The following is a 21,292-nucleotide window of genomic DNA, read 5'->3' as shown; positions in this document are numbered from 1 at the left end:
TTTCCTATAATTACGGCTCTACCTTGCTCAGCAGGATGCGGTCATTGTCCAGATTCTTGCCGGCATTCTCGCGGAACTTCTCTAACAAATCGTCCACAGTCATCTTGCTGCGCTGTTCGCCCTTCACGTCAAAGACGATGCAGCCCGCATCCATCATCAGGGTTCGGTTGCCCAGCTCCAGCGCCTGATGCATGTTGTGGGTGACCATCAGGCAGGTGATCTTCTTTTCGGCTACGATGCTCTTGGTCAGCTCCAGCACCTTTTCGGCGGTGGCCGGGTCCAGGGCGGCGGTGTGCTCGTCCAGCAGCAGAAGCTTCGGCGTGACCAGCGTTGCCATGAGCAGGGTCAGTGCCTGACGCTGGCCGCCGGACAGCAGGCCCACCGGCTGCTTCATGCGGTCCTCAAGGCCCATGTCCAGCAGCGCCAGCTTCTCGCGGAACACATCCTTATCCTTGCGGGAGATGCGGGAGAAGATGGCGTGGGGGGCGGTGCCGGCCCGCAGGTAGGCCAGCGCCAGATTTTCCTCAATGGTCATGTTGGGCGCGGTGCCCTTGAGGGGGTCCTGGAACAGGTGGCCGATGTATTTGCTGCGCTGGTGTTCCGGTTCAAAGGTGATGTCCTGCCCGCCCAGCAGGATGCTACCCTCGTCGGCGATGAAGCCGCCGGTGATGGCATTGAACAAGGTGGATTTGCCCGCGCCGTTGGAGCCCACGATGGTGGCAAAATCGCCTGCTTCCATGTGCAGGCTGACCCCGTTCAGGGCCACCTTTTCGTTGACGGTGCCGGGGTTGAAGGTCTTGTGCAGGTCATTCAGCTGAAGCATTTCCATCTTACTGTCCCTCCTTGCCGGTGGTCACGCGGCGGCTGCGTGCCCCGCGCTTGCGCTGCTCGAAAGCAACTTTTTCCTTGATGGCGGGCATCGAAATAGCGATGGCCACGATGATGGCAGACACCAGCTTCATGGCGGCAGCGGGCACATTGAAGCGCAGAGCCACGGCCACGATAAAGCGGTACAGGCAGCTGCCGAACACCACGCCGATGATGCGGCGCAGCATGGTGCGCTTGCCAAGCAGGGTCTCGCCGATGATGAGGGACGCCAGCGCGATGGTCACCATGCCGGTGCCTACGTTGATGTCGCAGCTTTTCTGGTACTGTGCCAGCAGACCGCCGGACAGCGCGCACAGCGCACCGGAGATGCACAGACCCACCGTGATGGTGAAGGCCGGGTTGATGCTGGAAGCGCGCACCATGGCAGCATTGTCACCGGTGGCGCGGATGGACAGGCCCAGCCGGGTGCCGAGGAAGCCCAGCATCGCTGCGCCTGCCAGCACGATGATGACCAGCGCGATCACCAGCTTATACCAGCCGCCGAGGAAGCTCAGCGAGCCCTTTGCCAGCAAGAAGATGGTGTCGGTCTTGACCAGCGACATGGTGGACGAGAAGCCCATCACGGCCAGATTGATGGTGTAAAGGCCGGTGTTGACGATGATGCCGGCCATGATGCTCTCCACGCCGAGGCGGGTCTGCAGAAAGGCCGTGACAAAGCCGGAGCACACGCCCGCCGCCATGGCGGCAAACAGGGCCAGAACGGGGTGGCCGGTCAGAGCCACCTGGCAGGCCACCGCGCAGCCCAGGGTAAAGCAGCCGTCGGTGGACAGGTCTGCAATGTTCAGAATGGAATAGCTCAAGAACAGCGCCAGCGCGACCAGGGCATAGATACAGCCCAGTTCCAGCGCCGTCTGCAGGACGTTGAGCGAAAAAATACTCGCCAGCATGTGTGTGCTCCTTTTAACATTATGTATTTTAGAACGGCCCTCTCAGGCCGCTTCGCGTCCAGCTCTCCCGAAGGGCAAGCTTTTATTGGGACGGAAAACTTTTCCTATAGCCGCCAAAAGCTCCCCCTTTCGGGGGAGCTGGCAAAACCGTCAGGTTTTGACTGAGAGGGTTATCTTTAAGAGAAGTTCTCTGCGGTGGTCACTTCCACGATCTCGGTGCAGTAGGGCTTGAAGGCTTCCTTCACGGTGTCGAGGTCGAGGCCCAGGGCTTCGCAGGTCTCAGTGTTGATGGTCACGATGCCGTTGTCGAAGGTCTGGTACGGCATATCGGAAGCGCTCTTGCCATCGCACAGGATCTCGGCCACCATGTCGGCGGTGGCTTCGCCCAGCTGGACGTAATCGACGCCGTAGCCCACGAAAGCACCGTTCAGGGCAAAGCTGTCGGCACCGGTGTAGTGCTGGACGCCTGCTTCGGTGAAGGTCTCGTAGATGGACAGCTCGGCGGTCATGACGGTGTTGTCGGTGGGGGTGAACACCGCCTTGACACCGGCAGCGATCAGGGCCTCGGCCGCCATCTGTACCTCGGCGGTGGTGGTGCCGTTCTTCTCAATGTACTTGATGCCCTTCGCCTCGCAGAAGGCCTTGGCGTCTGCAATGGCCTGCGTGGAGGCATCCTGGCTCAGGTCGTACAGCAGGCCGATGGTGTCGATGTCCGGGTCCACCGCAAGGATCAGGTTCATAATGGCATCGGTATTCAGGGCATCGGAGGTGCCGGTGATGTTCTCGCCATCGTCAAAGCCTGCGGCAGCGGGGTCGGTGACGGCGGAGTAGACCACCGGGATGTCGGTATCCTCCACGGCAGCCAGCATGGTGGCGGCAGTGGGGGTCGCCACAGCCACGATCACATCCACGCCATCGCCCACCAGATCGGCACCGATCTGGTTCAGGTTGGACTGATCGGCCTGTGCGTTGGCGTAGTAATCGGCGTAATCGAAGGTGACGCCCTTCTCCTTGCCCAGCTCGTCCAGGCGGCTCTCGACGGACGCCACGATCTGGTTCAGGGATGCATGGTCCACATAGTTGACGATGCCCACCTTGAAGGTCTGGCCGCCCTCAGCTGCAGCAGATGCGGCAGCGGAAGAAGCGGAGCCGCCGCAGCCGGTCAGTGCCAGTGCGGAAACGGCGGAAGCTGCCATAGCGGCCTTCAGGAAGCTGCGGCGGGAGATCATGGTAACGTTTTTCATAATAAATGACTCCTTTCCCGGAGCGGGCGGCCCAAAAAATTATAAATAAAAGACCCGCTCCCTTTGCGGGACGGGTCTTACAAAAAAACGACCCTGTCCCTGTGTGTTCATCCACAAGGACAGGATCGGTAAAATACGATTCTGCGGTGCCACCTTGCTTGCCCTGCTCTCAAAACGCAGAGCCTCTCACGGAGAGCCAACACTCCCCTGCCCTGTAACGGAGGCTTCCGTCCCAAGCTACTGAAAATGCGCTGGCATCTCGTTTGCCCGGCCCTCGGCGGCCCACGAATCTCTGCCCCGCTCTCGCCCGTTTTCACTGTCCGGGCTCACTGAAGATGCGCTGTGCAGGTTCTCCTCCGCCTCATCGGTTTGATTGCATTATACACTTTATCCGGATAAAGTCAAGGGGCAACTGCAAAATTTTATTTTTTCTCCGGGGCAAAGTCATTCTTCCGGCGCTTGCGCCAGACAAAGTATGCCGTGTACACCAGCCACACGCCGATGCCGCCAAAGGTCAGCGGGCGGCTCAGCCGGATGCCGTCGGGCTGATACACAAAGTCGATGGTGTTCTCCCCTGCCGGGCAGAGCACCGCCATCAGGCCTTCGTCCACTTCCACGATCTCGGTCTCCTGCCCGTTGACATAGGCTGTGAAGCCGTCGTCGTAGGGCACCGAGAAGAACACAAGGTTCTCTTTGCCCAGCGTGATCTCGGCGTGGAAGCCGGAATTGTTCATCTGGAACACGCTGGCGGCCGTGGCGCGGCGGTCGGCGCAGTCCTGCACGTACTCCTCGTAGTACAGGTCATTGAGCTTGTCGTCCGGCAGATGGGTGAGATACTTGCCATAGGTCTCGGCGGCTTCATCCGGCAGCACCAGCGCCCGCATCAAAAGGTTTGAGCGGGTGGACTTGACCGTGTCCTCGTACTCGTTCTCGGTGAGGTAGTAGTCATAGGTGAAGCCCATGGGCACATAATTCGTGTTGCGGTAGAGCACATAGCCGTCCTTTGCGCTGTCGTAGACCCAGCCGTCGTCGGCTTCGGCTTCAAAGGCACCCTGCTTTTCCGGCGTGGTGATGAGGTATTCCACGCTCAGCAGGCCCCGCAGGGCGTAGTTGGAAAGCTCCGGCTCGCTGCGCACATCCCGCTTGACACCCAGTGCCGGATAAAAGCTGAGGATGCTGGGCGCGGCCGTGCTGCCAAAATACTGCAGGCAGCTCTTGTCCAGCCACATGCCGATGTTATCATGAATTTTGTAGGTGTCGATGCGGCAATCGCCCTCGGGCAGGTCATTTTTCAGCAGCAGGGCGTTGGTGTCCTGCTCCACGAGGTCGCTGTCGGTGTACCACTGGCCGAACTTGCCAATGCCGATGTGCACCACGCTGAACAGGAAGGCGAAGGCCAGCACTGCCGCCGTCATGCGCTGGGCAAAGCGGCTGTCTGCCCGCCATTTGCCACAGATATAGCGGTAGACCAGCAGCCCCAGCAGGCCGAAGCCCAGCACCGCGCAGTACTGGCCGGGGTTCTTGAGCACGCCGAAGGACCAGCTGCCGGTGTCGCCGTCCTGCACCGGCACCACGGCAAAGGCCAGCGTGGCGATCATCAGCCAGCTGATGCCGCCCGCAGGGGAATCCAGATCGGTGTTGTGGTCTTCCAGCGCGTTCACCGTCATGGCAGCAAGGATCAGCACCGGCATATAATACCAGCGCGCATAGTAGCTGGAATTGAGGGCGTAGAAGGCACTGTTCAGGATAGGTACCAGCGCAAAAACGGCGCAGGTGGCCACGATGCGCTTTTTGCTGTCGCCGCGGCGGGCGCGCCAGTAGGCCACCGCACCGGCCAGGCTGCACAGCGGCAGGTAGGCCGACATGCTGGTCCACTTGATGACGCCCTCGGACCAGATGGAGGTGAGATAGGGCGAATCCGGCGGCATGATCCAGCTGACGAGGATGGCAAGGTACTGCTGCACCTTGCTGTAGGTCAGGAAGCCCCAGCCGGAGGAAAGGTCCACCGTGCGGGGGTTCTGCAGCAGCGAGAGGATGGCCGGCACCAGCAGCAGGCTGCCCATGGCCACGCCCAGCAGGCTTTCGAAGGCCAGCAGGCCGAACTTTTTCACCGTGAGACGGAAGTCGCCGGTACTGAGCTTGCACACAAAGTAGATGGCAAGGAACACCACCTGCCCGATGAAGAAGAAGTAGTTGTTGAAAAGGTTCACCGCCACCCAGAAGGCAAACCAGCTGTGCTTGTTTTCATAGAGCACTTCGTCCAGCGACCACAGCAGATACGGGAACAGGGCCACCACGTCCACAAAGTGGTTGAAGAAAATGTTGTACACCGCAAAGCCGGAGAAGGTGTAAAGGCAGGCACCCAGCACCGCATAGTCGATGTTTTTGACGTAGCGGCGCAGGTAAAGGTACGCGCCGCCGCCCGCCACGGCAAATTTGAGCACGAGCAACGGCACCATGAGGTAGGGCAGCCACTTCTGCGGGAAGATGAGCGAAAAATAGAAGAACGGCGAGCCGTACAGGTAGAACGAGTAGGCATTCATGACGCCGCTGCCAAGGTCGGTGGCCCAGGAGAAGGTGTTACGCACCGAGGTGAACGCACTGTCCGGGTAACCGGCCCCCTTGAAAAAGCCGTTCATATAGCGGTAAAAGCTGATCTGCTGGCTGTTGAAATCGCCTGCATAGTGGAAAAAGCCGCCGTCGATGATATAGAACGGCAGGAAAAATAACGCGGCCGTCAGGGCACACAGCGCCACCGTCCGCCAGAATTTATCCTTTTTTTGCCCCAGCAGCTGCGGCTGCCGGGCGGTACCAGACCACTCCATGGGTTCCTCTTTTCTCTGCCGCTGGGGCAGAATGTTGATGTTCTTTCTGTATAGTATAGCACGGGCACGCGGTTAAAAAAAGAACTTTTCTTCACCAAAGGCTTGACAAGCCCCTGCCGGGCAGGTATGGTGAAGAAAAGTCCGCATCTGCAAAGGAGGAGACCGCCCATGCTGTATCCGTTCAGCGCCCTGCTGGCCCGCATGAAGTACATCACCCGCTGGAGCCTGATGCACTCCACCCGGGCCGAATCCCTCAGTGAGCACACCTGTGATACCGCGCTGCTGGCACACATGCTGTGCCTGATCGCACGGCGGTACACCGGCACCCCCTGCCGCCCCAAAACGGTGGCAGTGGCGGCGCTGTACCACGACGCACCGGAGATCATCACCGGCGACATGCCCACGCCCGTCAAGTATGCGAACCACGCCCTGCGGGACGCCTACAAGGCGCTGGAGGCCGAGAGCGTGCGCAGCATGACCGGCCTTTTGCCGGAAGAACTGGGCGAAGAAATTTCTCCCTTCATCTCCGGCGAGCTGCTCACCGCCGAAGAAAAGCGGCTGCTGAAAGCCGCCGACCGGCTCAGCGCCCTCATCAAGTGCATGGAGGAGCAGCGCAGCGGCAACCACGAGTTCGACGCGGCCTTTGCCCAGCAGAAAGCGGCGCTGGAAGCCATGCACTGCCCGGAAGCCGACTGGTTCATGGCCCACTGCCTGCCCTGCTACACCCAGAATCTGGATGAGCTGACCCGGCAGGACGTTGCAGTAGGGTCAGTGTGTCGGTAGTTCCTCCTCGGACACGAAACGGGCCATTCCATCGCCCGCCCTACCGCCTGCGGCGGCAGGGTCCCACCCCAGCGGACGGTCCTCAGAGAAACTACCGGCCCACTGGCTCAAAACTTATTTCTTACGGGAACGGCACTTCCCGCACATCGTCGGGGTCAAGGCCGGCCTTGCGCTGCTCCTCAAACACCGCGTCGATCAGCTCGTCCAGGTCTTCCAGATGGGTCAGGGTGCAGCAGTAGCGCCGCAGGCTGGCCGCCCCCTTCAGGCCCTTCATATAGTGCATGGTCTGGGCGCGGGCCTGGGGCATGGCCACGAACTCGCCCTTCTGCTCCACCATTTCCTCCACCTGACAGCGCAGCGCGTTCATGCGGGCCTGCAGGTTCGGCTCCTTGGGTGCGGGCAGACCCTCGATGGCTGCATTCACGCGCTCAAAGAGCCACGGGTCGCCCAGCGCTGCCCGGGCGATCATCACGCCGTCGCAGCCGGTGGCCTGCATCATCCGCACGGCATCTTCGGCCGAATGGATATCGCCGTTGCCCAGCACCGGCACCTTGACGGCGTCCTTCACCCGGGCAATGATCTCCGGGTCGATGCCGGGGGTGTACATCTGCTCCCGGGTGCGGGCGTGCACCGCAATCAGCGCCGCGCCCGCCTGCTCGCAGGCTTTGGCGCACTCCACGGCAGTGATGTGGTCGGCGTCCCAGCCCTTGCGCATTTTCACGGTGACAGGCCGTTTTGTGTGGGCCACCACCTGCTCTACGATCCGCCCGCAGCGGTCAGGGTCCAGCATCAGCTTGCTGCCCGCGCCGCCGGAGACGATCTTCGGTGCCGGGCAGCCCATGTTGATGTCCACAAAGTCAAAGTCATACTGCTCGATGGCAGCGGTGGCTTCGCCCATGATCTCGGGCACCTCGCCAAAAATTTGTACGCCGTAGGGGGCCCCGTTGGGTTCCGCCTTGAGCAGGCTGACCGTCTTGTGGTCGCCGTAGACCAGCGCCCGGCTGGACACCATTTCGCTGACGGTAAAGCCCGCCCCGTGCTGGGCCATCAGGCGGCGGCAGGGAGCATCGGTAAAGCCCGCCATGGGGCCGAACACCGCCCGGTGCGGCAGAACGATATTGCCAATTTTCAAAGGTTCCATGGGTTCTCCTTGTATCTGTTTTGGGGGGATAGACGATTTATAATGCCCTCCGTTTCACTCTGGGCATATTCAGCGGAATAATTATTATAATTTCGCAATTCTGGAAAATCTGCGGATTTTCCAGAATTGCCTTTTCACGGGAGGGAAACTCCCTCAGTCAAAGCCTGACGGCTTTGCCAGCTCCCTCTGGGAGGGAGCCTCTGGCGAAACCGGAAACTTTTCGCTTGAATCGGAAACTTTGCCGCTATGCCAAAGGCCCCATCTCCGAGGGGGCTGTCGCCGCAGGCGACTGGGGGAGTTCCTGCCATACACCGTAAAAAGGGGCTGTTGCGCCAAATGCTGTGCAACAGCCCCTGTGGTTTTATGTTACATCTTCTCGGGCACGTTGATCTTGAACATGGTCAGCACGTTGAAGATGACATTCTTCACGCCGATGCACAGGGCCAGACGGGCCTGCTGCACAGCGGGGTCTGCGCCCTGGATGCGGCAGTTGCCATAGAAGCGATGGAAGGCACTGGCCAGATCAATGACGAAGCGGTTGATGCGGCTGGGGTCGTACTTCTCGGCGGCCATCACGATCTCCTGCGGGAAAGCAGCCAGCATCCGGATCAGATCCATCTCGCTGGGCTCAGTCAGCAGGGCGGCGTTCACCTTCTCGGCACCGGCAAACTGCACGCCCTCGCTCTCCATCTTTTTCAGGATGGAGCAGATGCGGGCGTGTGCATACTGCACATAGTACACGGGGTTATCGTTGTCGGTCTTGACGGCCTGGTCCAGGTCAAAGTCGATGCCGCTGCCGGCGTCGTGCATGTTGAACAGGAAGCGTGCGCTGTCGATGGGCACTTCCTCCAGCAGGTCGGTCAGGGTGATGGCATTGCCGGTGCGCTTGGACATGCGGACAGGCTGACCGTCGCGCATCAGGTTGACCATCTGCATCAGCACCACGTCCAGATCCTCGCCGTGCAGGCCGATGGCATCCATGGCACCCTTCATGCGGGCCACATGACCATGGTGGTCTGCGCCCCACACGTCAATGGCCTTGGCAAAGCCGCGGGTGGCCAGCTTGTTGTAGTGGTAGGCGATATCAGCGGCAAAGTAGGTGGGGATGCCGTTGGCGCGCACCAGAACCTCGTCCTTGGCCTCCTCCTCGGTGCCGTCCTCGGTCTTTTTCTTGTTGACGGTGCCGTACTTCGCAGCATACTGGGCACTGCGGTACATGATGGCACCGTCCTCGGCCTTATAGCATGCGCCCAGCTCCAGCAGCTTATCCACCACGGCGTGAACTGCGCCGGACTCGTGCAGGGTGCTCTCGTGGAACCACACATCGTAGTCGATGCGGTACTTGCCAAGGTCCCGCTTGAGGGCGGCGATGTTCTTGGGCAGAGCGTAGGCCACCAGTGCATCCTTGAGGGCTGCAAAGGCTTCGCTCTCGAACAGGGCTTCCTCGCTCAGGCCCTTGCAGGCGGCCACGTACTCATCGCCGTGGAGGTCGGCGAACTCACCGGCCAGCACCTTGATGTCGCCGCCCTGATAGCACTCGGCGGGCAGCGGATAGGCTTCTTCGCCGCAGTACTTCTGCAGGTAGCGCACGGCCAGGCTCTTACCGAACTTCTGGATCTGGTTGCCGGCGTCGTTGATATAGAACTCGCGGGTCACATCGTAGCCGGACCAGTCCAGCACAGCGGCCAGGCAGTCGCCCAGTGCGCCGCCGCGGGCGTTGCCCATGTGCATGGGGCCGGTGGGGTTGGCAGAGACGAACTCCACATTGTACTTTGCACCCTTGCCGTGGTCGGTGCGGCCATACTCCTTGTTGGCGCAGGCACCCAGCACCACGCCAGCCCAGAAGCTCTGGGACAGGAACAGGTTGATGAAGCCGGGGCCGGCCACTTCCACCTTAGCGAACACGCTGTTCTCGATGGAGGGCAGGTGAGCCAGCAGGGCGTCGGCGATCATCTTCGGGGCCTTGCGCCAGGTGCGGGCACCGGCCATGGCGATGTTGGAAGCGATGTCGCCGTTCTTGGTATCGGCCGGGATCTCCACGATAAAGGCGGGCAGCTCCGCTTCCGGCAGAGTGCCGTCGGCCATGGCGGCCTTGGCGGCAGCGGTCAGCAGAGCGCGTGCCTCGTCCAGTGCAGCCTGCCGGGGGTTGTAGTTCTGATAGGTCTTTTCAAATTCAGTCATTGGTCGGATTCCTTTCACAGTCTGGGGGAATATCTCAATTTACGTGGGTCACGGTCACTTCAAGACGGTTGCGGCTCACAAGGTCGGCGCTGTTGGCATCCAGCAGGTAGCCAAACTTCGCTGTGCCGCCCTTTTCGGTCAGCCCGCAGACGATCTCGTCGGCGGTCACACCCAGCGTCATGGAGCCGTAGCCGGTCTCGTAATGGCAGAGGTTGCGCTTGCCCTTTTCAATGATCAGCTGGGTGCCTGCCCCGCCGCCTTTGCCAAACCGCAGCATCGCCACGCGGCTGCCGTCGGCGGCAATTTTCAGGGTGGTGGTGCAGCCCTCGTAGCCGGTGGTCTCGGTCTCTTTATAGGTAATATAATAGCTGTCGCCCTTCTGCACAAACTGGCCCCGGGTCATCAGCTCGACGAATTCTTCCTTTTCGTCGGTCTCCACCGGCTCCTCCACATGCTGCTCGATGCGGCTCTTGATGCGGATGATATAATCTTCCTTCAACGGTTTGCTCACGTTTTCGTTCCTTATCAATATTTGTCAATGGCGATCTGGTCCACCGGGCCGCCCTTGTACTCGCCCAGGAACAGGTCTGCCGTCTGCACAAAGCTGTCCGGCACATCGCTCACGTAGAAATGCGCCTGACCCTCCTGCTCCTGTGCGGCGCGCAGGCCACGCTCGGAGAGGGTGCGTTCCAGGTGGTGGGCGGCGGTCTTGGCCGGGTCCACCAGCGTGACAGCCGGGCCCATGAATTCACCGATCATGGTCTTGAGCAGCGGATAGTGGGTGCAGCCCAAAATCAGGGTGTCCACCCCGGCGTTGCGCACCTCGGTCAGGTACTGAGCAATGACCAGCTTCGTCACCTGCTGTTTGGTCTCCTCGCTGTGATCCACATAGCCGGCTTCCACCAGCGGGACGAACAGCGGGCAGGCCCGGGCGGTGATCTCCACGCCGGGCACCAGCTGACGCAGCAGCTTTTCGTAGCTGCGGGAGCGGATGGTGGCCGCCGTGCCGATGACGCCGATGCGGCGGTTGCGGGTGGCAAAGGCCGCTTCCCGCGCGGCGGCATCCACCACGCCCAGGTACGGCACCGGCAGCCGGGCCGCTTCGGCAGCCGGGTAGGTGCTGGACACCGTGCCGCAGGCCGCCATGATGCACTTTACATTTTTCGAAAGCAGAAATGCAATGTCCTGCCGGGCATACTGCAGAATGGTCTCCGGGCTGCGGCTGCCGTAGGGTACGCGGCCGGTATCGCCAAAATAGATGATTTCCTCATGGGGCAGGCGCTTGCGCAGCTCGCGCACGCCGGTCAGGCCGCCAAGGCCGCTGTCGAATACGCCGATGGGGCGGTTATCCATGCTGCTTTTCCTTCCTTTCCAGAGCCAGCTCGATCAGCCGGTCGATCAGAGCGGGCACCGGCAGACCTTCGTGCTCCATCAGTTTGGGGTACATGCTGATGGCGGTAAAACCGGGGAAGGTGTTGATCTCGTTGATGAGCACACGGCCGGTGCCCTTTTCCACAAAGAAATCGCAGCGGGCAAGGCCCTCGCAGTTCAGGGCCGTGTAGGCCATGGCGGCGTAGGTCTTCACCTCGTCCAGCTTTGCTTCCGGCAGGTGGGCCGGGATGACGGTCTGGCTGACGCCGTTCTTGTACTTGTCGTCATAGGTGTAGAACTCGGCACCGGCCAGGATCTCGCCCGGGCGGGTGGCCACGGCGGGGTCAGAGCCGATGACGGCGCACTCCACTTCCTGGCCGTCCACAAAGGCTTCAAACACCACCTTGCGGTCGTTCTCCAGTGCCAGATCGATGGCCTTCTTCAGCTCGTCGCGGCTGTTGACTTTGGAGATGCCCACGCTGGAACCGGCGTTGGCAGGCTTGACGAACACGGGCCAGCCCAGCTTCTTTTCCACGCCCTCGCACACACCTTCGAGATCGGACTCGATCTCCCAGCGGTTCGCAGCCAGCCACTTGGTGTGGGGCACGCCGTTGGCCTCGAACAGGGCGTTGGCCACCGCCTTATCCATGCACACCGCGCTTGCCAGCACGCCGCAGCCCACATAAGGGATGCCGGCCAGCTCCAGCAGGCCCTGCACGGTGCCGTCCTCGCCCCACAGGCCGTGCAGCACCGGGATGACCACATCAATGTGCAGCTTTTCCACATGACCTTCCGGCGTGAACAGGATCATGCCGTGGTCGGCACGGTCCGGGCTGATGACGCAGGGCATGTTGCCGGCCAGTTCTTCCCAGCTGCCGTCGGCCATCTGGGCTGCGGTAGCCTCGGTGTACAGCCAGCGGCCCTCTTTGGTGATGCCCACAGTGAGCACCTCATATTTTTCACGATCAATGTTGTTGACAAAATTGCCCACCGAAACACGGCTGACTTCGTGCTCACTGGACATACCGCCGAACAGCAGGGCAACGCACATTTTCTCAGACTGCATGATAACTCTCTCCTATTTATAAAGCCCCATGATGCGGGGCGGGTTCAACCGGTAAAAATGCCGTTCTGGCTTATTATACAATATCTATGCGCACGATGCAAGCGCAATGCGCAAAAGCAGCCGCCAGAACAGAAGTGATATTTTTCAAAAAAACTTTCCAAAAAGCGCAAATTTCTGCTTGACGGATGGAAAAGTGCGTGGTACAATGATATCACCTCTTTTGCGGGGTTATTAAGTGCGCCTGTTTTACAGGTACCACCCGCAACCCGAGGGAGGTTCAAAACAACCGTTATAATGGAGGTGTCAACAAATGACCGTTAAAATCACTCTGGCCTGCACCGAGTGCAAGCAGCGCAACTACAACACCACGAAGAACAAGAAGAACAACCCCGATCGTCTCGAGATGAAGAAGTATTGCCGTTTCTGCAAGAAGCACACCGTTCATCGCGAAACCAAGTAAGAAAGGCGGACGCATCATGGCAGACAAAACCGAGAAAAAGCCGGGCTTTGTGGCCAGAGCAAAGGCCGCTGTGAAGAACTTCTTCGGCAAATGCGCCAAGTTCTTCCGCGACACCAAGAGCGAGCTGAAGAAGGTGGTCTGGCCCTCGAAAGAGGACACCAAGCAGAACACCGTCGTCGTGCTCGTGACCGTCGCACTTGCAGCGGTCGTGATGATCCTGCTGGACACCGTCTTCGGCGGCATCCTCGGCCTGATCATCGGCGCCTGAGAATCATCTTGAAACGGAGGGCAGACCAAAATGGAAGAATCAACCAAGCTGGTGGATGAGTCCACTGAGGCTCTTTGGTATGTTGTGCATACCTATTCCGGCTACGAGAACAAGGTCGCGAACGACCTGCAGACCATGGTGGAGAACCGCCACCTGCAGGACCTGATCTGCGACGTTAAGGTTCCCGTCGAGATGGTTCCCGAGATCGACAAGAACGGCAAGCAGAAAATGGTGGAACACAAGCTGTTCCCCGGCTACGTTCTGGTCAAGATGGTGATGAACGACGACACCTGGTATGTGGTGCGCAACACGCGCGGCTGCACCGGCTTCGTCGGCCCCGCTTCCAAGCCCGTTCCCCTCTCTGCTGAAGAAGTGGAGAAGATGGGCGTGGAGAAGGCTGCACCGCTGGCCGTTGACTTCAACGTCGGCGACACGGTTCAGATCACCGCCGGTCCTCTGGAAGGCTTTATGGGCCTTGTGGAGGCCATTGATACCGAGAACTTCAAAGTGAAGCTCAAGGTCAACATGTTCGGCCGCGAAACTCCCGCTGAAGTGGAGATCGGCCAGGTCGAGCTGCCGTAACCAACCGGCAAGGAACGTTTACCAAGGTAAGACCGCAGTGCGGTTCTTATAGAGCGTGTGCAGCGTGCACGCGCTCGTGGGAGGCACGGAGACACCGTGCCGCAACTCACCACAGATTTTTGGAGGTGCATTTACTATGGCACAGAAAGTTACTGGCTACATTAAGCTGCAGATCGAGGCCGGCAAGGCGACTCCGGCTCCCCCTGTTGGCCCTGCTCTGGGTCAGAAGGGCGTCAACATCATGGCGTTCACCAAGGAGTTCAACGAGCGTACCAAGAACCAGATGGGTTATGTCATCCCCGTCGTCATCACCGTGTACGCTGACCGCTCCTTCAGCTTCATCACCAAGACTCCTCCGGCAGCCGTTCTGATCAAGAAGGCCGCTGGCATCAACACCGCTTCCGGCAAGCCCAACAAGGAGAAGGTTGCCTCTCTGACCGCCGCTCAGGTGGAGGAGATCGCAAAGACCAAGATGCCCGACCTGAACGCTGCTTCTCTGGAAGCTGCATGCAGCATGGTCCGTGGCACCTGCCGCTCCATGGGCGTCACCGTCGAGGGCTGAGACATAAACAGTGGGAGGGCATAACACTGCCCGCATGACCACACAGGAGGATATACAATGAAACATGGCAAGCACTATGTCGACGCTGCAAAGCTGGTCGATTCTACTAAGGCATATGATGTGAACGAGGCTCTGGAGCTGGCTTGCAAGACCGCTTCTGCCAAGTTCGACGAGACCGTTGAGCTGCACGTCCGTCTGGGCGTTGACGGCCGTCACGCTGACCAGCAGGTCCGCGGCGCTGTCGTTCTGCCCAACGGCACCGGCAAGACCGTGCGCGTCTGCGCCATCGCTAAGGGCCCCGCTGCTGCTGCCGCTGAGGCTGCCGGCGCTGACATCGTTGGTGATGACGAGCTGATCGCAAAGATCGCAGGCGGCTTCATGGACTTCGACGTCGTCGTGACCACTCCCGATATGATGGGCCGCGTTGGCCGTCTCGGTAAGGTCCTGGGCCCCCGCGGCCTGATGCCGAACCCCAAGGCTGGTACCGTTGCTCCCGACCTGGGCAAGGCTGTTTCCGAGGCCAAGGCTGGTAAGATCGAGTACCGTCTGGACAAGCAGAACATCATCCATGTGCCCGTGGGCAAGGCTTCTTTCGGTGCAGAGAAGCTGTACACCAACCTGGACACTGTGATGGAGGCTATTGCCAAGGCAAAGCCCGCTGCAGCAAAGGGTACCTACTTCAAGAGCGCTACCATCGCCACCACCATGGGCCCTGGCATCCGTCTGAACACCCTGAAGTACGGTGTCTAATTTGAATTTCTGATCGTTTTTCTGCCGTTCTGTTGGGCGGCAGAAAAATTTTGTCAGAAAATTTCAAAAACCACTTGACAACGCCGCACGTTTGCGGTAATATAATCATGCTGTTTTTGAGACAGCAGGTGCTGGAGTCCAGCGTAAGGCTATGCCGCCTGCCGAGAAACGTGCGTAAAAGTTGTTTTTATGCCTCTTTCTCGACTGAGTGCGGGAAAGAGGCTTTTTTGATGCTTCGCTCCGGCTTTCGATACAAGTTTTTGAAACGAGGTGAAACCGAATGCCCAGTGCAAAGATTCTTTCTGAGAAGCAGGCTTATGTCGCTGATCTGAAGGCAAAGTTTGAGAGTGCGGTTTCCGGCTGCGTCGTCGCTTACGGCGGCATTAACGTCGAGAACGACACCAAGCTCCGTAAGGAGCTGCGTGAGGCAGGCGTCGATTACATGGTCGTGAAGAACACCATGCTGCGTCTGGCTGTCAAGGGTACCTCTCTGGAGGGCCTGGCTGAGCAGTTCAAGGGCGATACCGCTATCGCTTTTGCTCACGAAGAAGATCCCATGTCCGCTGCCCGCATCCTGTGCAAGTACCAGGACGGCGACAAGTCCAAGAAGTTCGTCGTGAAGGCTGGCTTCATGGAAGGCAAGGTCATGGATGCAGCTGAGACCAGCGCAATCGCAAAGCTGCCCAACCGCGAAGGCATGCTGTCCATGTTCGCAGGCGCCCTCACCAGCACTCTGTCTGGTCTGGCCGTTGCAATGCAGGCTTATGCCGACAAGCAGGAGGAGCCCGCTGCCTAATGGCTGCGTGACCGCTGCTTAAACAAAACAAGAAATCAACAAACAAACCATTTATATTGGAGGGTTACTACTATGGCTTCTGAGAAGATTACTGCCATCATCGACTCCGTCAAGGAGCTGTCCGTTCTGGAGCTGAAGGAACTGATCGACGCTTACTGCGAGGAGTTCGGCGTTTCCGCTGTTGCTGCTGCTGCTCCCGCTGCTGCTGGTGCTGCTGCCGGTGCTGCTGAGGAGGAGAAGACTGAGTTCGACGTCATCCTGGCTGAGGCTGGCGCTACCAAGATGCAGGTCATCAAGCTGGTGAAGGAGATCACCGGTCTGGGCCTGAAGGAAGCTAAGGCTATCGTCGATGGCGCTCCCAAGGCTATCAAGGAGAAGGTCTCCAAGGCTGAGGCTGAGGACATCCAGAAGAAGCTGACCGAGGCTGGCGCTAAGGTTGAGGTTAAGTAATTTAACCTTTTCTGGAACCGTTCATTCTTGAACAATGAGGTGCTCGTACCGAAAGGTGCGGGCACCTTTTTTGTTATACCCTCTCAGGCGCTGACGCGCCAGCTCCCCCGAAGGGGGAGCCTTATTTGTGCTGACCGGAAGATATAAAAAGTTCTCCCCTTCGGGAGAACTGGCATCGCGCAGCAATAACCGAGCGTGTTCAGCCCGCTGTGCGGATGCCGTTTTCCTTTGCGGCCCTTCTCGTGAAAAAGTGTTCTGAAAATGTCCGCAGACATTTTCAGAACATAAATAAAAAATAATTCTTCCGCTGATATTGTCAGAGCGAAGCGGCGACAATTCTAAATCGTTATGCCTTTTACGGATCGCTCAAATATGTTATACTTGTTCTGACAGGAGGTCACTTCCATGGAATACCGCAACTGGAACAAAAACGGCGCGCGCACTTCCCTGCTGGGTTTTGGGTGTATGCGCTTTCCCACCAATGCCGACGGCACCATTGATGAACCCCGGGCCGAAGCGCTGCTGAACACCGCCAAAGCGGCCGGCGTCAATTACTTTGACACGGCCTACCCTTATCACAATGGCCAGAGTGAGCCGTTTGTCGGGCGGGTGATCTCCAAATGGGACCGCAGCAGCTTCTACCTTGCCACCAAGATGCCGCTGTGGACCTGCAAAAGCCTGGACGATGCCAAGCGCGTTTTTGAGGAACAGTTCCGGCGGCTGGGCGTGGACTACATCGACTTCTATCTGCTGCACTCGCTGCACAAGGCCCGGTACGAACAGGCCAAGGCCATGGGTGTCGTAGACTGGCTGTGGGAGCAGAAGGCCGCAGGCCGCATCCGAAACTTCGGTTTTTCCTGCCACGACAACTCCGCAGGCTTCGAGTTCATCCTCAGGGACCAGCCCTGGGACTTCTGTCAGCTGCAATACAACTACCTCGACCGGGATGACCGTGCCGAGGAGATCAGCGGCGACCGGGGCTACCACCTCACCGAGGAATGCGGCGTGCCGCTCGTCATCATGGAGCCCATCAAAGGCGGCACGCTGGCTTCCCTGCCCGCAGACGCCGCCGCGCCGCTGCACGCCCTGCGCCCGGACGCCACCGATGCTTCGTGGGCCTTGCGCTGGGTGGGCAGCCACAAAAACGTGCACGTCATCCTCTCCGGCATGAGCGCCGAGGACCAGCTGGCCGATAACCTGTCTACCTTTGACCATTTTGAGCCGCTCTCCCCTGCCGAGAATGCCGCCGTGGAAAGCGTGGCCGACGAGCTGCACCGCCGCATCAAAATTGGCTGCACCGGCTGCCGCTACTGTATGCCCTGCCCCATGGGCGTGGACATCCCGGACAATTTCAGCATCTGGAACAAGCTGGGCATGTTCGGCCAGAAGGACGCCGTCAAGACCCAATGGACCACCCGCTTCCCGGACAGCGAAAAGGCCTTGCACTGCGTGCGCTGCGGCAAGTGCGAAGCCGTCTGCCCGCAGAAACTTCCCATCCGCAATTCGTTGGCACAGCTGCAAAAAGAACTGGATAATCTGTAAACAAAAAGAACTCCTGCACATGGGTGCAGGAGTTCTTTTGTTTACTATGAATCTTTTACCACAGGCGGATGACCTTAATGACGCCCTCCGCCTTATCGCGGGCCAGCTCCAAATGGTGCTGCAGGGAATCGGCAGCGCGGTCCCAGTCCTCAGACAAGGCAGCATCCAGGATCTCCAGATGTTCGCCGCAGGTCTGCTCCTGATTGATCATGCTCACCTTGCCGGTCATGATGCGGAAGCGGGTGTTCAGGCCGGTGATGCGGTCGTAGGCCGAGCGCAGATACTTGTTGGGCAGGGTGCTCATCAGCAGTTCGTGGAACTCATCGTCCGACTCGCAGAAGTCCTCGATCTGGTCCGGGTGGTGCATCAGCTCGGTGTAGGCTTCCAGCTTTTCGCGCGGGATGCTGCTGCCGTAGGTGCGCAGCGCATAGGGCTCCACCAGCAGGCGCATCTCGAACATGCTGTGCACGTCTTCCTCGGTGATGCCGGAGACCATCAGGCCCTTTTTGGGCAGAATGGTGATCAGGCCTTCCTGTTCCAGGCGGCCCAGGGCGTCGCGCATCGGCGTGCGGCTGATGTTGCCCATTTCTGCACAGAGTTTCTGCTCGTTCAGAAATTCGTTGGGGCGGTACTCACAGTTCAGGATGCGCGTTTTCAGGTACTGGTACGCCTGCAGCTTCAGGCTGAGCTTCGACTGCGTCTCCATTTCTTTCATGCTCTTAACAACTCCTATTCCCTCTCCCGCCGGGCGGGCAGAGGCTTTCTTCTCCTATAATACTCTGGGGCGCATGCTTTTCTTCTTCAAAAGCGTTGATGTATTCTTGCTGCAATCCAAGTAGTATTCCAATCCTATTATTTCATATTAGGACAATTATTACAATACTTTTTTATAAACTTTGGTGCATTTTCCGTTTTCGCTAAAATTTTTATCTTATTTTTGCAAAAATCAACAATATTTTTTGTGCTTGTAGCCAATCGTTCGGTTTTTGCGTCTGTCCTTTTGCATCCAACACAAAAATATGCTACAATGAAAAAAACAATGCAAAGGGTGTGTTTGTTTCTCATGGCACGAAGCGACGGCTACAATACCAAAACGCGGCAGCTGATCCTGGATTATCTCATCAACAATCGCCAGCACGCGGTGAGTGCTTCCAACATTCTGGAGCACCTGGAAGAACAGGGCGCCAGCCCCAACCCCACCACGGTGTACCGCTATCTGGACAAGCTGGCCGGGGAGCAGCGCATCATGAAATACGTTGCCGACAAGGGCGAGAAGGCCGTGTTCCAGTATGTGGACGAGAGCCGTCACTGCCGGGAGCACCTGCACCTGAAGTGCGTGCAGTGCGGGCGCATCTATCACCTGGACTGCCACTTCATGGACGAGGTGCGGGCCCACCTGATGGCAGAGCACGGCTTCACTTTGCAGTGCGAGGGCAGCGTGTTGTACGGATTGTGCCGCCACTGCGCACAAAAAGAGGGCCAGCCCGAGCAAACCGCACAAAAATGCCCCTGCTGTGTTGACACGGACAAAAAGCCGTGATACAATGCAGGCAGAAAAAAGTTTTGACCGGGAAAAGTAAGGTCCCAAGGTTCTTTCGCAGAGAGCGCGGGCAGGTGAGAGCCGCGCAGAGAACGAGGCCCGAACGAACACCCGCGAGCTTCCCCCTGAACCTGCGCACGCAGCAGTAGGGGCAGACGTGCGCCGCTCGTTATCGCGGCAGTGCTTTCAACGGGGAGAGCGCACAAAAGTGACTGGCATGGGTTTTCGTGCCGGTAATTTAGGTGGCACCACGGATACGGCAGCATATTCGTCCTAGCAATTGGGATGAATGGGCTGCCGTATTTTTTTATTCACCGTGTTGTAAAAAGAGGGGTAAGAAATATGTGTTGTGTTATGGGCTATACCGGGCACGATCTGAGTGCCGCCAAGTTCAAAGAGTATCTGCTGCGCACGGTCATGCGCGGCCCGGACGACCAGCGGGTCGTGGAAGGGCCGTTCGGCCTGATGGGCTTCGGCCGCCTTGCCATCATGGGCCTGACGCCGGAGGGCATGCAGCCCTTCTACCGCGGTGCCGACTGCGTGGTGTGCAACGGCGAGCTGTACGGCTTCCGCTTTGAGAAAGAGATCTTGAAGCGCCGGGGCTACAAGTTCCAGTCCGACTGCGACTGCGAAATTCTGCTGCCGCTGTACTATGAATATGGCCTGGACATGTTCCGCCACATGGATTCTGAGTTTGCTCTGATCATGTACGATTCCCGCAAGGATCGCCTGATCGCCGCCCGTGACCCCATCGGCATCCGTCCGCTGTTCTACGGCTACTCCAAGTCCAGCCACCAGATCGCGTTCGCATCCGAGATGCAGAACCTCATCGGCTGGTGCGACGATATCCGCCCCTTCCCCATCGGCAGCTACTACTGCGACGGCCGCTTTGTCCGCTATGAGGACATCGCCGATGTGCCCGCCCCCATGGAGGACGACATGGACACCGTACTGAAGAACATCCGCGAAAAGCTGATCGCAGGCGTGGAGAAGCGTCTGGACGCCGACGCCCCGGTGGGCTTCCTGCTGTCCGGCGGCCTGGATTCCTCGCTGGTGTGTTCCATCGCTTCCAAGAAGCTGGGCAAGCCCATCCGCACCTTTGCCATCGGCATGGACACCGACGCCATCGACCTGAAGTATGCGCGCCAGACCGCCGAATACCTGGGCAGCGAGCACCACGAGATCATCATCAACCGGGATATGGTCATCCAGAGCCTGGAGGAGGTCATCCGCCTGCTGGGCACCTGGGACATCACCACCATCCGTGCCAGCATGGGCATGTATCTGCTGTGCAAGGCCATCCACGAGCAGACCGATGTGCGGGTGCTGCTGACCGGCGAAATTTCCGATGAGCTGTTCGGCTACAAGTACACCGACTACGCCCCCACCGCCGACGCCTTCCAGCAGGAGAGCCAGAAGCGCATCCGTGAGCTGTACATGTACGATGTGCTGCGCGCCGACCGCTGCATCTCCGCCAACAGCATCGAGGCCCGCGTGCCCTTCGGCGACCTGGACTTTGTGCGCTACGTCATGGCCATCGACCCGGAAAAGAAGCTGAACAGCTACGGCAAGGGCAAGTACCTGCTGCGCAAGGCTTTTGAGGGCGACTGGCTGCCGCCGGAAATTCTGTGGCGTGAGAAGGCAGCCTTCTCGGATGCCGTGGGCCACAGCATGGTGGACGACATCAAGGAGTACGCCGAGAGCCTTTACACCGACGAGGAGTTCCAGCTGCGCCGGGCAAACTACTCGGCCCACTGCATGCCCTTCACGAAAGAGAGCCTGTACTACCGCGAAATTTTCGAGAAGTACTATCATGACCAGAGCCGCACCATCGTGGGCTTCTGGATGCCCAACAAGGCATGGCCCAACTGCAACGTCAACGACCCCTCCGCCCGCGTGCTGGCAAACTACGGCGCTTCGGGCGTGTGATGCGTAAACAAAAAAGAAGCATGGCAT

21 protein-coding genes and 2 other annotated features are annotated in these 21,292 nt (G+C 59.1%); of the genes, 11 read left to right on the top strand and 10 right to left on the bottom strand.

Translation table 11 applies throughout. The features are described 5' to 3' along the window. Nucleotides 1–10: 10 nt before the first annotated feature. The 4 genes from CGS49_RS09135 to CGS49_RS09120 all read right to left on the bottom strand — a co-directional run bounded on the left by CGS49_RS09135 (nt 11) and on the right by CGS49_RS09120 (nt 5,844). On the bottom strand, nt 11–823 hold the full coding sequence (locus CGS49_RS09135; protein WP_343215875.1) for an ABC transporter ATP-binding protein: 813 nt from the start codon (nt 821–823) through the stop codon (nt 11–13). A 7-nt stretch (nt 824–830) separates the two neighbouring features. Further along, a complete protein-coding gene (locus CGS49_RS09130; RefSeq protein ID WP_097801534.1) occupies nt 831–1,775 on the bottom strand; it encodes an ABC transporter permease in 945 nt (314 codons plus the stop codon). Between the two features lie 176 nt (nt 1,776–1,951). Continuing rightward, the gene (locus CGS49_RS09125) at nt 1,952–3,019 is read right to left on the bottom strand and encodes an ABC transporter substrate-binding protein (RefSeq protein ID WP_097801533.1); all 1,068 of its coding nucleotides are present in this window, start codon (nt 3,017–3,019) and stop codon (nt 1,952–1,954) included. 422 nt (nt 3,020–3,441) lie between these two features. Further along, nucleotides 3,442–5,844 carry a YfhO family protein gene (locus CGS49_RS09120; RefSeq protein ID WP_097801532.1) on the bottom strand — a complete coding sequence of 801 codons (2,403 nt, stop codon included), beginning with the start codon at nt 5,842–5,844 and terminating at the stop codon, nt 3,442–3,444. A 168-nt stretch (nt 5,845–6,012) separates the two neighbouring features. On the opposite strand from CGS49_RS09120, the gene yfbR reads away from it, so the two are divergent. Continuing rightward, nucleotides 6,013–6,627: a 5'-deoxynucleotidase gene (gene yfbR, locus CGS49_RS09115; RefSeq protein WP_143405843.1), complete on the top strand. Its 615-nt coding sequence runs from the start codon at nt 6,013–6,015 to the stop codon at nt 6,625–6,627. 121 nt (nt 6,628–6,748) lie between these two features. Here yfbR and dusB read toward each other — a convergent pair whose 3' ends face one another. The 5 genes from dusB to CGS49_RS09090 all read right to left on the bottom strand — a co-directional run bounded on the left by dusB (nt 6,749) and on the right by CGS49_RS09090 (nt 12,386). Continuing rightward, entirely contained in the window at nt 6,749–7,768 is a 1,020-nt protein-coding gene (dusB, locus tag CGS49_RS09110) for a tRNA dihydrouridine synthase DusB (RefSeq protein ID WP_097801531.1), read from the bottom strand. A gap of 366 nt (nt 7,769–8,134) precedes the next feature. After that, nucleotides 8,135–9,949, bottom strand: coding sequence for an arginine--tRNA ligase (argS, locus tag CGS49_RS09105; RefSeq protein WP_097801530.1), 1,815 nt, complete (start codon nt 9,947–9,949; stop codon nt 8,135–8,137). Nucleotides 9,950–9,983: 34 nt separating this feature from the next. Then, nucleotides 9,984–10,460, bottom strand: a complete 477-nt coding sequence (locus CGS49_RS09100) for a YwiB family protein (protein ID WP_097801529.1) — start codon at nt 10,458–10,460, stop codon at nt 9,984–9,986. Between the two features lie 14 nt (nt 10,461–10,474). Continuing rightward, nucleotides 10,475–11,302 (bottom strand): glutamate racemase, encoded by an 828-nt coding sequence (gene murI, locus CGS49_RS09095; protein ID WP_097801528.1) that lies wholly within the window; start codon nt 11,300–11,302, stop codon nt 10,475–10,477. After that, nucleotides 11,295–12,386 (bottom strand): D-alanine--D-alanine ligase family protein, encoded by a 1,092-nt coding sequence (locus CGS49_RS09090; protein WP_097801527.1) that lies wholly within the window; start codon nt 12,384–12,386, stop codon nt 11,295–11,297. The genes murI and CGS49_RS09090 overlap by 8 nt, the downstream gene beginning before the upstream one ends. 310 nt (nt 12,387–12,696) lie before the next feature. Here CGS49_RS09090 and rpmG point away from each other — a divergent pair, with 310 nt between their 5' ends. From rpmG to CGS49_RS09050, 8 genes are all read left to right on the top strand, one after another. Continuing rightward, the gene (gene rpmG, locus CGS49_RS09085) at nt 12,697–12,846 is read left to right on the top strand and encodes a 50S ribosomal protein L33 (protein ID WP_005920501.1); all 150 of its coding nucleotides are present in this window, start codon (nt 12,697–12,699) and stop codon (nt 12,844–12,846) included. A 16-nt stretch (nt 12,847–12,862) separates the two neighbouring features. Further along, nucleotides 12,863–13,114 (top strand): preprotein translocase subunit SecE, encoded by a 252-nt coding sequence (secE, locus tag CGS49_RS09080; RefSeq protein ID WP_097801526.1) that lies wholly within the window; start codon nt 12,863–12,865, stop codon nt 13,112–13,114. 30 nt (nt 13,115–13,144) lie between these two features. Then, a complete protein-coding gene (nusG, locus tag CGS49_RS09075; RefSeq protein ID WP_097801525.1) occupies nt 13,145–13,696 on the top strand; it encodes a transcription termination/antitermination protein NusG in 552 nt (183 codons plus the stop codon). A gap of 136 nt (nt 13,697–13,832) precedes the next feature. Next, a complete protein-coding gene (gene rplK / locus CGS49_RS09070; RefSeq protein WP_005920496.1) occupies nt 13,833–14,258 on the top strand; it encodes a 50S ribosomal protein L11 in 426 nt (141 codons plus the stop codon). Between the two features lie 57 nt (nt 14,259–14,315). Next, nucleotides 14,316–15,008 carry a 50S ribosomal protein L1 gene (gene rplA / locus CGS49_RS09065; protein WP_005920494.1) on the top strand — a complete coding sequence of 231 codons (693 nt, stop codon included), beginning with the start codon at nt 14,316–14,318 and terminating at the stop codon, nt 15,006–15,008. Between the two features lie 97 nt (nt 15,009–15,105). After that, nucleotides 15,106–15,246 (top strand) — a sequence feature (ribosomal protein L10 leader region). Nucleotides 15,247–15,288: 42 nt separating this feature from the next. Then, complete coding sequence (gene rplJ / locus CGS49_RS09060) at nt 15,289–15,804, top strand: 50S ribosomal protein L10 (protein WP_097801524.1); 516 nt, start codon at nt 15,289–15,291, stop codon at nt 15,802–15,804. A 72-nt stretch (nt 15,805–15,876) separates the two neighbouring features. Next, nucleotides 15,877–16,254 carry a 50S ribosomal protein L7/L12 gene (gene rplL, locus CGS49_RS09055; protein WP_097801523.1) on the top strand — a complete coding sequence of 126 codons (378 nt, stop codon included), beginning with the start codon at nt 15,877–15,879 and terminating at the stop codon, nt 16,252–16,254. A gap of 405 nt (nt 16,255–16,659) precedes the next feature. Continuing rightward, on the top strand, nt 16,660–17,796 hold the full coding sequence (locus tag CGS49_RS09050) for an aldo/keto reductase (protein ID WP_097801522.1): 1,137 nt from the start codon (nt 16,660–16,662) through the stop codon (nt 17,794–17,796). A gap of 55 nt (nt 17,797–17,851) precedes the next feature. Here the strand turns inward: CGS49_RS09050 and CGS49_RS09045 are convergent, their stop codons facing one another. Then, nucleotides 17,852–18,511: a GntR family transcriptional regulator gene (locus tag CGS49_RS09045; protein ID WP_097801521.1), complete on the bottom strand. Its 660-nt coding sequence runs from the start codon at nt 18,509–18,511 to the stop codon at nt 17,852–17,854. A 348-nt stretch (nt 18,512–18,859) separates the two neighbouring features. On the opposite strand from CGS49_RS09045, the gene CGS49_RS09040 reads away from it, so the two are divergent. Together CGS49_RS09040 and asnB are read left to right on the top strand one after the other, a co-directional pair. Further along, nucleotides 18,860–19,336: a Fur family transcriptional regulator gene (locus CGS49_RS09040; protein WP_097801520.1), complete on the top strand. Its 477-nt coding sequence runs from the start codon at nt 18,860–18,862 to the stop codon at nt 19,334–19,336. Between the two features lie 14 nt (nt 19,337–19,350). After that, nucleotides 19,351–19,615 (top strand) — a binding site (T-box leader). 63 nt (nt 19,616–19,678) lie between these two features. Next, on the top strand, nt 19,679–21,265 hold the full coding sequence (asnB, locus tag CGS49_RS09035; RefSeq protein WP_410476276.1) for an asparagine synthase B: 1,587 nt from the start codon (nt 19,679–19,681) through the stop codon (nt 21,263–21,265). Nucleotides 21,266–21,292: the final 27 nt, after the last annotated feature.

This window comes from Faecalibacterium langellae (assembly GCF_002549775.1).
Lineage (GTDB): Bacteria > Bacillota > Clostridia > Oscillospirales > Ruminococcaceae > Faecalibacterium > Faecalibacterium langellae.
This window is presented reverse-complemented; position numbering and strand designations above follow the sequence as displayed.

Excerpts from the sequence above, each read along its gene's own strand:
- nusG (WP_097801525.1), top strand. The coding sequence starts at position 13,145 with ATGGAAGAATCAACCAAGCTGGTGGATGAGTCCACTGAGGCTCTTTGG.
- asnB (WP_410476276.1), top strand. The coding sequence starts at position 19,679 with ATGTGTTGTGTTATGGGCTATACCGGGCACGATCTGAGTGCCGCCAAG.
- rplJ (WP_097801524.1), top strand. The coding sequence starts at position 15,289 with ATGCCCAGTGCAAAGATTCTTTCTGAGAAGCAGGCTTATGTCGCTGAT.
- CGS49_RS09125 (WP_097801533.1), bottom strand. The coding sequence starts at position 3,019 with ATGAAAAACGTTACCATGATCTCCCGCCGCAGCTTCCTGAAGGCCGCT.
- rplA (WP_005920494.1), top strand. The coding sequence starts at position 14,316 with ATGAAACATGGCAAGCACTATGTCGACGCTGCAAAGCTGGTCGATTCT.
- secE (WP_097801526.1), top strand. The coding sequence starts at position 12,863 with ATGGCAGACAAAACCGAGAAAAAGCCGGGCTTTGTGGCCAGAGCAAAG.
- CGS49_RS09045 (WP_097801521.1), bottom strand. The coding sequence starts at position 18,511 with ATGAAAGAAATGGAGACGCAGTCGAAGCTCAGCCTGAAGCTGCAGGCG.
- murI (WP_097801528.1), bottom strand. The coding sequence starts at position 11,302 with ATGGATAACCGCCCCATCGGCGTATTCGACAGCGGCCTTGGCGGCCTG.
- rpmG (WP_005920501.1), top strand. The coding sequence starts at position 12,697 with ATGACCGTTAAAATCACTCTGGCCTGCACCGAGTGCAAGCAGCGCAAC.
- CGS49_RS09050 (WP_097801522.1), top strand. The coding sequence starts at position 16,660 with ATGGAATACCGCAACTGGAACAAAAACGGCGCGCGCACTTCCCTGCTG.
- CGS49_RS09135 (WP_343215875.1), bottom strand. The coding sequence starts at position 823 with ATGCTTCAGCTGAATGACCTGCACAAGACCTTCAACCCCGGCACCGTC.
- dusB (WP_097801531.1), bottom strand. The coding sequence starts at position 7,768 with ATGGAACCTTTGAAAATTGGCAATATCGTTCTGCCGCACCGGGCGGTG.
- yfbR (WP_143405843.1), top strand. The coding sequence starts at position 6,013 with ATGCTGTATCCGTTCAGCGCCCTGCTGGCCCGCATGAAGTACATCACC.
- argS (WP_097801530.1), bottom strand. The coding sequence starts at position 9,949 with ATGACTGAATTTGAAAAGACCTATCAGAACTACAACCCCCGGCAGGCT.
- CGS49_RS09090 (WP_097801527.1), bottom strand. The coding sequence starts at position 12,386 with ATGCAGTCTGAGAAAATGTGCGTTGCCCTGCTGTTCGGCGGTATGTCC.
- rplL (WP_097801523.1), top strand. The coding sequence starts at position 15,877 with ATGGCTTCTGAGAAGATTACTGCCATCATCGACTCCGTCAAGGAGCTG.
- CGS49_RS09130 (WP_097801534.1), bottom strand. The coding sequence starts at position 1,775 with ATGCTGGCGAGTATTTTTTCGCTCAACGTCCTGCAGACGGCGCTGGAA.
- CGS49_RS09120 (WP_097801532.1), bottom strand. The coding sequence starts at position 5,844 with ATGGAGTGGTCTGGTACCGCCCGGCAGCCGCAGCTGCTGGGGCAAAAA.
- CGS49_RS09040 (WP_097801520.1), top strand. The coding sequence starts at position 18,860 with ATGGCACGAAGCGACGGCTACAATACCAAAACGCGGCAGCTGATCCTG.
- rplK (WP_005920496.1), top strand. The coding sequence starts at position 13,833 with ATGGCACAGAAAGTTACTGGCTACATTAAGCTGCAGATCGAGGCCGGC.